Annotated in this window: 7 protein-coding genes; all 7 read right to left on the minus strand. The window is 32.8% G+C overall.

Annotated elements, in window-relative coordinates; translation table 11 throughout:
- On the minus strand, positions 1–373 hold a 373-nt coding region (locus J6Y29_04715; protein ID MBP5427173.1), incomplete at its 3' end, for a hypothetical protein.
- A gap of 1 nt (position 374) precedes the next feature.
- The gene (locus tag J6Y29_04720; GenBank protein ID MBP5427174.1) at positions 375–2,462 is read right to left on the minus strand and encodes an ATP-binding protein; all 2,088 of its coding nucleotides are present in this window, start codon (positions 2,460–2,462) and stop codon (positions 375–377) included.
- A gap of 319 nt (positions 2,463–2,781) precedes the next feature.
- Positions 2,782–4,074: a hypothetical protein gene (locus J6Y29_04725; GenBank protein MBP5427175.1), complete on the minus strand. Its 1,293-nt coding sequence runs from the start codon at positions 4,072–4,074 to the stop codon at positions 2,782–2,784.
- Positions 4,075–4,344, minus strand: coding sequence for a hypothetical protein (locus tag J6Y29_04730; protein ID MBP5427176.1), 270 nt, complete (start codon positions 4,342–4,344; stop codon positions 4,075–4,077).
- A gap of 425 nt (positions 4,345–4,769) precedes the next feature.
- The gene (locus tag J6Y29_04735) at positions 4,770–6,080 is read right to left on the minus strand and encodes a putative DNA binding domain-containing protein (protein ID MBP5427177.1); all 1,311 of its coding nucleotides are present in this window, start codon (positions 6,078–6,080) and stop codon (positions 4,770–4,772) included.
- A 483-nt stretch (positions 6,081–6,563) separates the two neighbouring features.
- Positions 6,564–7,847: a hypothetical protein gene (locus J6Y29_04740; GenBank protein MBP5427178.1), complete on the minus strand. Its 1,284-nt coding sequence runs from the start codon at positions 7,845–7,847 to the stop codon at positions 6,564–6,566.
- Positions 7,848–8,312: 465 nt separating this feature from the next.
- A partial coding sequence (locus J6Y29_04745; protein MBP5427179.1) for a hypothetical protein occupies positions 8,313–9,134 on the minus strand: 822 nt, incomplete at its 5' end.

Here is a 9,134-nt window from a genome sequence, read left to right on the forward strand (position 1 = left end):
CAAAGACGAAACCATACTTGTATCCAAAAATTTCATTAGTTTTTTCTCTAGTTACTTCACCATTTGAATGAGTAACAATTCTTTCTTCATATACAGGTTTAAGAATCTTTAATGCATGTTCTCCTTCTTTAATGTATCTTTTACTAAAATTCCATGCTTCCATATTCTTTACATTAGTACTTTCTGGCATTTGTTCCTTTACAAGCATAAGATTACGAACTGTTAAGTGTGGCATTTGAGCTATTCCATCTAGCAGTTTTTTATATTCTCCGTTTTTCAACATAGAGACATATTTTTCATCTGCCAAACGGATGGCATCATCTATGCCTAATGTAAATGTATTTGTATTTTCTTTTTCTATTGTTGCTTCCAAATTATTCCTCCAATTTTGTTACATTGAACGTTATACGTTCACTTGGTGAAACAAGCATAAGGGCTTCACCTCTTTGAGCATATGTTATTAAGCTCTTTTCATATTCTGAAAAACCACCTGCATTCTCATATAGTTTAATAAGATCTGTTATATCCTGCGGGGATAAGTTAAAAAGGACTGAATATTGAGATGCGTTTATAACTGCACTTGTCTTCTTTATTATTTCCTGGGACCCTACGAAGTCTTTTATATTCTGTGTTATTACTATTTGCATTCCGTTATACTTTCTTATTCTCTTTGCAAGTTGGTACATAAAGTCTAGAGCTGCGGAATAAGCACCATCTACAAATAAGTGTGCCTCATCTATTACAACAATAACCTTGCTAGTGCTATATGTATTCTTGCTTAGAGTTTGAAGCAGATAATGAAGGACAATTAGCATTTCAGTGTTAGTTACTTCATGGTTTCCGTCTAGAATTAATTTAGAAAAGTCTATATCTACAATCCTGGATTTAGTGTTTATATTTGTCTCCCCATTCCACAGTTTATTGCCAAGTCCTTTTGTTACAATTTCCATATGATTTAGAAGGGATTTAAGAATGCCTATTTGGTTTAGATCTGTTTCTTTATTTAACCTGTTTGTAATGCGGGTATACAAAGTATTAAATGTGGGAGAATACGTATATTTATACATATTTGCTGTTGCTTCATTAAGGATATGAATGGCTTCCGTTTCTATGCCAGCAAATATAGTCTTATACATTTCATCTAAAAACCTAAGCTGAGAATCCTTATCTTCCTCTTTTTCTATATCAAAAGGATTAATTCTCCCGTTATCTCCGCAGGCGGTGTCTATTATTTCACCTCCAAAGTTATTAGTTAGTTCTTTGTATTCCCCTTCTGGATCTAGGATAAATATCTTGGTGTCCATGGCAGCAAAATTGCTTAAAAGGTTCTTTACAAAGTAACTCTTACCTGCACCGGATTTTCCCAATACAACCATATTTGAATTTAGGTGGTTTTCATCTAAGATAAAGAAGTCTTTGTATACGGGATTAGTATTTTCTCCTATTTCTATGCCTTTTGGATCTTGGATTAAGTTAGAATCTAGCGGGAAAGAGGCGCCTGCAACAGAGCAAGGCATAATCCTTCTTTTTTCTTTTGTTTTAATATTCCCTATTAAGCAAGATATGAAACTATCTTTGATCTTTGCTATATCCTCATTAAATACAAATCCATCTTTATTTAGTTTTCTTTTGATCTCTTTTTTGTTTTTGCTATCTAAAAAGACATAAATACTTGTGCTTACAGCGCCTTCACCGCCTTGCGTAAGGGATATGAGCATATTTTCTAGTGTTTCTATTTGATTTACTCTATCTTGAGATACGGAGGCTTTAGCGCTCTCTTGTTCTCCTTGAAGTGTTAAGAGAGTATTATCTATTTTCTTAATGACAGAATCTACATCTGCTCTTTTAAAGGAGAAAACAACCTTACTCCCTTCTACGTCCATGATGTCTCTTGCCCACCCATGTGAAACAAAAATTGGATATTCGTTACACATGAGAATGGTCTTATCTTGTTTATCTAGCTTATATCCAAGAAGATTAAAGGAAAGATTATCTCCTCCTAGCATGTCTTCATGATATATATATTCAAAGAACGAGACATCTTGCTCTATTTCAGCTTTTATCCCTACATCTTTAAAGCAATTTAAGATATAAGAGCACATATCTTCTGTATTAGAAAGGCTAGTTGTTGTTACGAGCATATAATAATCCTTGAAGGTATATCCTAGATCCTGGGTATTTAGAAGACGGTTAAATCTAGTCTCTATTACCTTTAATCTGGAGGTATATTCTTTATCTGTGATGACATATCTTTCCTTATCTTTTATTAGAGAATCTGCTCTATCTTTTTCTGCCTCAATATTGGTGTATAGGTCTATATCTTTTTCTAGCTTAATTAGCTTAATTTCATCTCCATTATCTAGTCTAGTTAGTATCCTAGTTAGAGCTAGGCAGTATTGTGTATATTCCTCCTCTGATTTAAGGGCCATGTATGGTGCTAATATGTGCACTACTTTAGACACTGTTTTGTCTTGATTTACTATATGATCTCCTTTGATATCATAGGTTAGGAAGGATGAAAAATTATTTGATTTTTTAACTTTATTATACCGTTTTGTGGAGATAAAGTGCCGAATTGCTCCAAAAATTAGGACATATACCCTTTCTTTCCCAAGGCGTATGTATAGTGGGATAAATGTAATTAATACACCTGTTGCAAGCACGAATTTAAAGGATAAATTAGAGCTTATTATTAGGGTTAAAAGAGTAAGGCCTAGAAATGCAATTATTACGTCTATTAAGCTAATTTCTCTATATATATTTAGTTTTGTATTTATGTCTTTAGGTATTATGTATGTCATGGTCTTTATTGTGTTTCTTTATGGATCCTAAAAGTCCATTTTCCATTGTGTTTATAATGGTTTCTCTTGTCTTTCCAAGGAGTGTATATCTCCTCTCCATTTTCTCTCCATTTTGTTGAGCTTTTTGAAGGGCATTATTCTTTTCTTTCATGTGGTTAAGCATAGCCCCAGTCTTTCCATATCTTTTTACATTCTGAATTGCGTTCCTACCTCCCAGTATTCCTATACCAGCGCCTATGGCACCATTAAGGATATGTCCTGCGGTTCTACCATACAGTATGAGCTTGCCTAGATGCAGTCCTTCTTTGCCCATCTTCTCTCCTCCAACTATACGAGCAACTAAAGAATCTCCTTGAGAGATACTTATTCCTGCTGCCAAATAAAAGAGAATTTGGATAACCCCATTGAAAAGTGCTGAACTAACAAAGGATATAGAGCAGATAATTGGAAGGATATAAAAGCAGATATTAGCGATGAAGATAGTACCAAAAGTGCCTAGTGTTCTTCCTATTACCAATTCTCTCCAAATAGAAAAGCGAGAGCCGTCATCTAGAGGGTATGTAGAGCCTACAAGCGGGGATATAATAAATAAAACTACTGTATCTATAATTCTTCTTATAATGTTTATTACTGCCTTTACAAGGAAGATTAGAAGGACTAGAGGGCCAAATACTCCTACGAGCAGATTCATTTCTGAAAAATCATAGAACTCCTCTACCACATCTACATCTGCATAAGATAATGAGCCAGATAAAAACATCTTTTCTATAATGTCTCTATTCTCCCCGCCTCTCCAGGCATTTTCCCCTACACATATAAGCATTCTTGCGCCTATGGACGTTACCTTTCCTTCACTGCCTGTTGCTATAGTTAAGGTTTCAAGCATGCTAGCAATTATTGTGCTTGTTAGGTATATGAAGGCAAAAAGGAGGATAGGCACAAGGATTATTTGTATAAAGCCTTTAAAGGTATTAACAAATATATGTCCTTTTGATACTGCCCTATTATTTAATACATCCTGGTTTTTAAGGGTTGATATACCTGTGAAGATGAAAAGGAGTATAAAGCCTAGAAGGGATATACCCAGGAAAGATACAGTTACTACCTCACTTTTAAGGAAGAAAGACAATATATCTGTTGTATCCCCGTTTATTTCTATATTCTCCAGTCCTCCGAGTTTAAAAAACAATCCTTGAATAAAGTCTATTATTAAACATATATCCTTTTGCAGCCTATATAACAGTTTAAAAAACCAATCAAAGAAATCTGTCATTTATGTTTGGCTTTCCACCCAAGTTTGGAGTATAGGCATTGTAACCTTTAGAACCACTATAAGCACAAAGATTATCAAGAAACCGATTGCTGCACCTATTAGTTGTTTTTTTGCTTGATCTCTATCTTGAGGGTTGCTAGCTTTAGCGTATTTTACACCGAGGATTACGCAATAAATTGTTCCAACGGCTCCAACTACAGCAATTAGTGGCCACAAGATAGCATTTATAATTTCCAATACAGGATTAACTGATGGACTAAAATCTACCATTTATAATTCTCCTTAATTTATTAAATTTATTCGAGATAGAGATACACATTGAAGGTATAAATATACCATTCTTACTGCCAAGAAAAATGTCACTATGAATGTCACTATGATTTGGACACAATAAATACTATGTATTTATATTTTTGAAAAATTAACAATTTTTAAAATGTTTTATTGTTATCATAATGTCACTATGATTGTCTCTTTAAATGACACTTTGTTTTTAGCTTATTCTCTTTGTGTCGATTAATTAAGTATGAGTGAAAAATTTAAAAGATTTTATCTTTTAATTCTTGTTTTGTCGTAAATGTGTCGTAAATGTGTCGTAAATGATTTGTCGTAAATGTGTCGTAAATAACAACATCAACAAACAATAACAAAACATCTTATCTTGTTATTGAATATATTCTATAAATACATTTATATTAATAAACAATCCAATAACCTTTTGTATAGCCAACTCTTTCTATAAAACCATCTGCTTTTAACGATGCAAGTATTCTCTGTATAGAACGTGGTGATTTGTTAAACATATCACTTAGCGATTCTGCAGACATATATGGATTCTCTTTAAGTAATTCTATTATCCTTTTTTCTTCATCAGATAAAACTCTCTTTTGAGATTTATTTATATCAAATCTTCTGAATATAAAGGTAAATCCTTCTTGAGCAATTATATAATCAACAGGAACATTGTTCTTTTTGCATTCATCATATACTCTTTTAAAACCACTACTATAAGATTCAACATCATCTGATAAAAACAAGATTTTTAATATCATTGGATTTCTAACCATTGAAGGAAGATCCTCATTCACAAAATCTTCTGGTTTATAACCTATTGGAAACTCACCAGGATTATATATTCTTATTAAACCAGGATGAATCGTAATTTCATGTAGTGTATTAGAATGATATCTCGCATGAGCAAAACTATTACAAATAATCTCTCTCAATGATCTTAAAGGAATTTCGGGTGTCTCAATTCTTTGTAATCCTACGATATCTGCTTTCCACCTTATATTTTTCTTAACATAATCGTATGCTTCTTCAATTAAATCAAAAATATTTCCTTCTACACGATTAATATCTAAAAAAGTAAGTTTTTCATCTGTTGCAAAAACTGCCATATTTAATGTGATAGGTTTGTTCTTGGAAAATAAATAATAACCTGCATTAGTTAGTTTCCCCTGTTTAAGAAGATTCAATTTAATTAATAACTTCTCTGGATTATAACTTTTATCTTTAATTCTTCCACAAGCAGTAGCTTTTTTGAAAAACTTGTCTAATGTATCTAAATCAACATCATCCAACGAGTAATCAGATAGCATCTCATCCCAACTGTCTTTTTTGTTATATTCAAACATTTGTCTTAATTCATTTAATGGGAGAATTCTATCCTCATCTGCTGATCTAATATAAAAAGTGCCTTTATTAGTATAAGGTCTATCATATCCTTTAAATGATAACTCTATTATATCCTTATTATCAACGACCTTTTTTGAAATAGTTGGTATAATTTGAGGCGATATTGATTCATATACTTTACGAGACACATCACGCAAGGTAGATTCGTTTACAACTTGTCCACATACTTCACCATTAGGCAAAATCCCAAAATAAACCGTTCCGAATCCATGTTTATTAAGCATTGCACAAACAGATTCCATTGCTTCTTTTAATTCGCTAGTACTTTTTTTAAACTCTACGGTTTCGTTTTCTATTCCAAAATTCATACTTACATTCTCCTTTTTATAAATATATTATACCATATATTTCATAGAAACGCAAGTGTTTGTCGTAAATCATTTGTCGTAAATGTGTCGTAAATGTGTCGTAAATCATTTGTCGTAAATGTGTCGTAAATAAATAGACTAAAAATGACTATAAACTTCGCATGACTTCGCATAGTGCGAACAAAAACTTCGCATTACTTCGCACGATAGACATATTTTATCTCCAAAACGTTATAATTTATACATAATTATCATATATTTAACAGATTGATTCACACATATAAAAGAATTATATTCTTTTAATTGAATAACTTCGCATAGTGCGAACAAAAACTTCGCATGACTTCGCATCAATGTAGAAAAACATTAAATAGTTGATATTTTTTAATCATTATTCCCCATTCTTTTCACATTATTCAACAATTCACTTCGCACGAGTGTAGTAATACTTCACTCTACTTAATTCGACATCATTTTACCTCCTTAATCTAATTCAATTTCCTCTATCTCTTTATCATCTTTTTGAGGTGTTTCTATATCCTCTTTCTTTTTCTTTTTTCCTATCTTTTTAAATCTATACACAAGGAACAATACCGCTCCTGCAACTAATACTAAACATGAGATAACTATTAAAGCTATTGCTGCTCCATTTAGTGAGTACACTATTGAAAATGTTATATTTGTACTATTTCCAACTGAGTCTACGAATGTAAGCTCATAATTTCCTAGTTCTTCTATACTATCTCCAACGTTGTATTTAAACTCTACACCATCCTTTTTTGCAAGGATTGTACAATCTTCTGAAACGGATGCAATCTTCACCTTATTCTTTGTACTTCCGCCGTTTTCCACGCCTTCTAAGATAACTTCAGGCGCTGTAGTGTCTATACAAATATTAAATGTGTAATATACTTCGCCATCCCAGATTGTTATGGAATATTCTCCATCGGTTGTGAGTTGTAGAGTATCTCCATGTTCTACAGCTTCTCCTGAGGATAATACATTGTCTATAGTTACTCCGTCTCCTGGTGTGTAATTAAAGGACTTCTGTGTATGCTTAATTATCCTAAAGTTCATGGTTTCTTCGTTTCCAAAGGAATCTCTAATTGTTAAGGTATATTCTCCTTCTTCAGTTACGCTCTGTTCTGGCGCATATTCCATTAAAGCTCCGTTGAATTTCATCTCAATTTCTACATCTTCTGAACTATGTACAATTACATCTTCATTAGAAATTGCCCCGTTAAGAACGTTGATCTTGTAACTTACATGAGTATCTATCTTAAATCCTAATTGAGATATATTTCCTGCCTCATCCTCTACAACTACATAATAATTATTATCTTCATCTAAAGTAATGCCAGAATCTATTCTTGTTATAGTATCTCCTAAGACTATGTAGCCTAAACCCTCGTTCCATGTAACCGTTACCGGTCTATTTGTTGTACCTTCTGCATTAACACCGTCTAAAGTAATTACAGGGGCTGTCTTGTCTATAATGAAGTTAAAGACAATCTCGTTGCCATCTAAATCTTGAATGAGAGCTAGATATGTACCTTCTTCAGTTATTCTTTCTCTTGAAGATAATTCCTTAATGTATACATTATCTTTATACAAAGAGCATGTAACGTAATCTGAATACTGGATGTTTACATCTTTATTTGTATATCCGTTTTCTTGTACACCATATATATTTGCTTGAGGCAAAGGTTGTGTATATTGATAGTCTTCTGTAACGGCATCTAGACCAGATCTAAACTTATCTTCCACAACAACTCTATATTCTCCAGATGTTGCAAAGGAATATGTGTATCTTGTATTGGTAATGGTGCCGGAGAAATCATCCTGGGATAAGAGCATATAATCATAATCTGTCTTTTTATATATGAAGATATTTGTAATGCCTGCTGCTAAATCCTGAGATTTTGTTACAGAGATATCTAGTTTCTTTTTAGATGTGTTTTCCACAATACTAATTTGAGCTGGATTATTAGATACATATATAGTCTTACTCTCTCCAATATGGCATCTATTTATTGCGTATACATCATATTTTCCGTTAGTTAAAAGGAACTTGTCTTGTGTGCCTATAATGTTTTTAACATTATCTTTTGTAATTATAAGAACTGAGTCTGCATCTATATAATCTAAGAGTGTTAAATAGATATTGCCTGTTAAATAATATGTATCTCTTGTGAGGGATAAGTAAGAGTTATCATTAACAGAATAACCAATTTATGGTGCCCTGTCTTGTATAACGAAGGTGCAATTAAATGTGTTTGTATATCCATCTTGGATAACTACGCTGTGTGTTCCTGGTGTTGAGTATGTATTACCTTCATATAACTCTCCGTCTATATAAATTATTCCGGTATTTAGCTCTATCTCTCTTGCCATTACTGTCTGAGAATTAGCAAAGGAATATATATTCTCTCCTGCATAAGGGGTTGCAATATCTGTTTCCCAATACCATTTTTCTTCTATATCTTTTGCAGCATATCCTTGCATTACCTCTATTACTCTAGATTCCGTGAAGTATGCCACCTTTATATTTGGGTTATCTGCACTCTTATATAAATAATATGTCCCGGCCTTAGCATTAATACTATCTACATAATCCATTTGGATGCCTTCATCCCAATCTGGACCTATCCAGGTATGTATCTCTACAAATTCTTCCTCTAAAGATGTTCTGTAATTTAGAGCATGTGCATATGTTTCAAAGGAGTATCCATTTGTTTCATATCTAAGCTTGTTAACAGTTTCTGTTAAGATATTCTTTTTAGTGCTTGTGAAGGAATAATATCCTTCGTTAGAGCAAATATCCCTGAAATATACTTGGTATTGCCCGTTGTATATGGTGTATATAATGCTTCCCTTTGTATACTCTATACCATTAACTGAGACATACTCTAAAGGCGCATCTGTCTCAATATCTTCCCAGGTTATATATACATCTCCGTTTGTGGTGTTAGCGGTGACGTTATGGAAGGTAGGCTTTTGGACGGTTCTGTCTATATAATATGTTTTCTCCGTTACATTCCCTGCGTTATCTTG

This window comes from Clostridiales bacterium (genome assembly GCA_017961515.1).
Classification (GTDB): domain Bacteria; phylum Bacillota; class Clostridia; order Acetivibrionales; family RGIG10202; genus RGIG10202.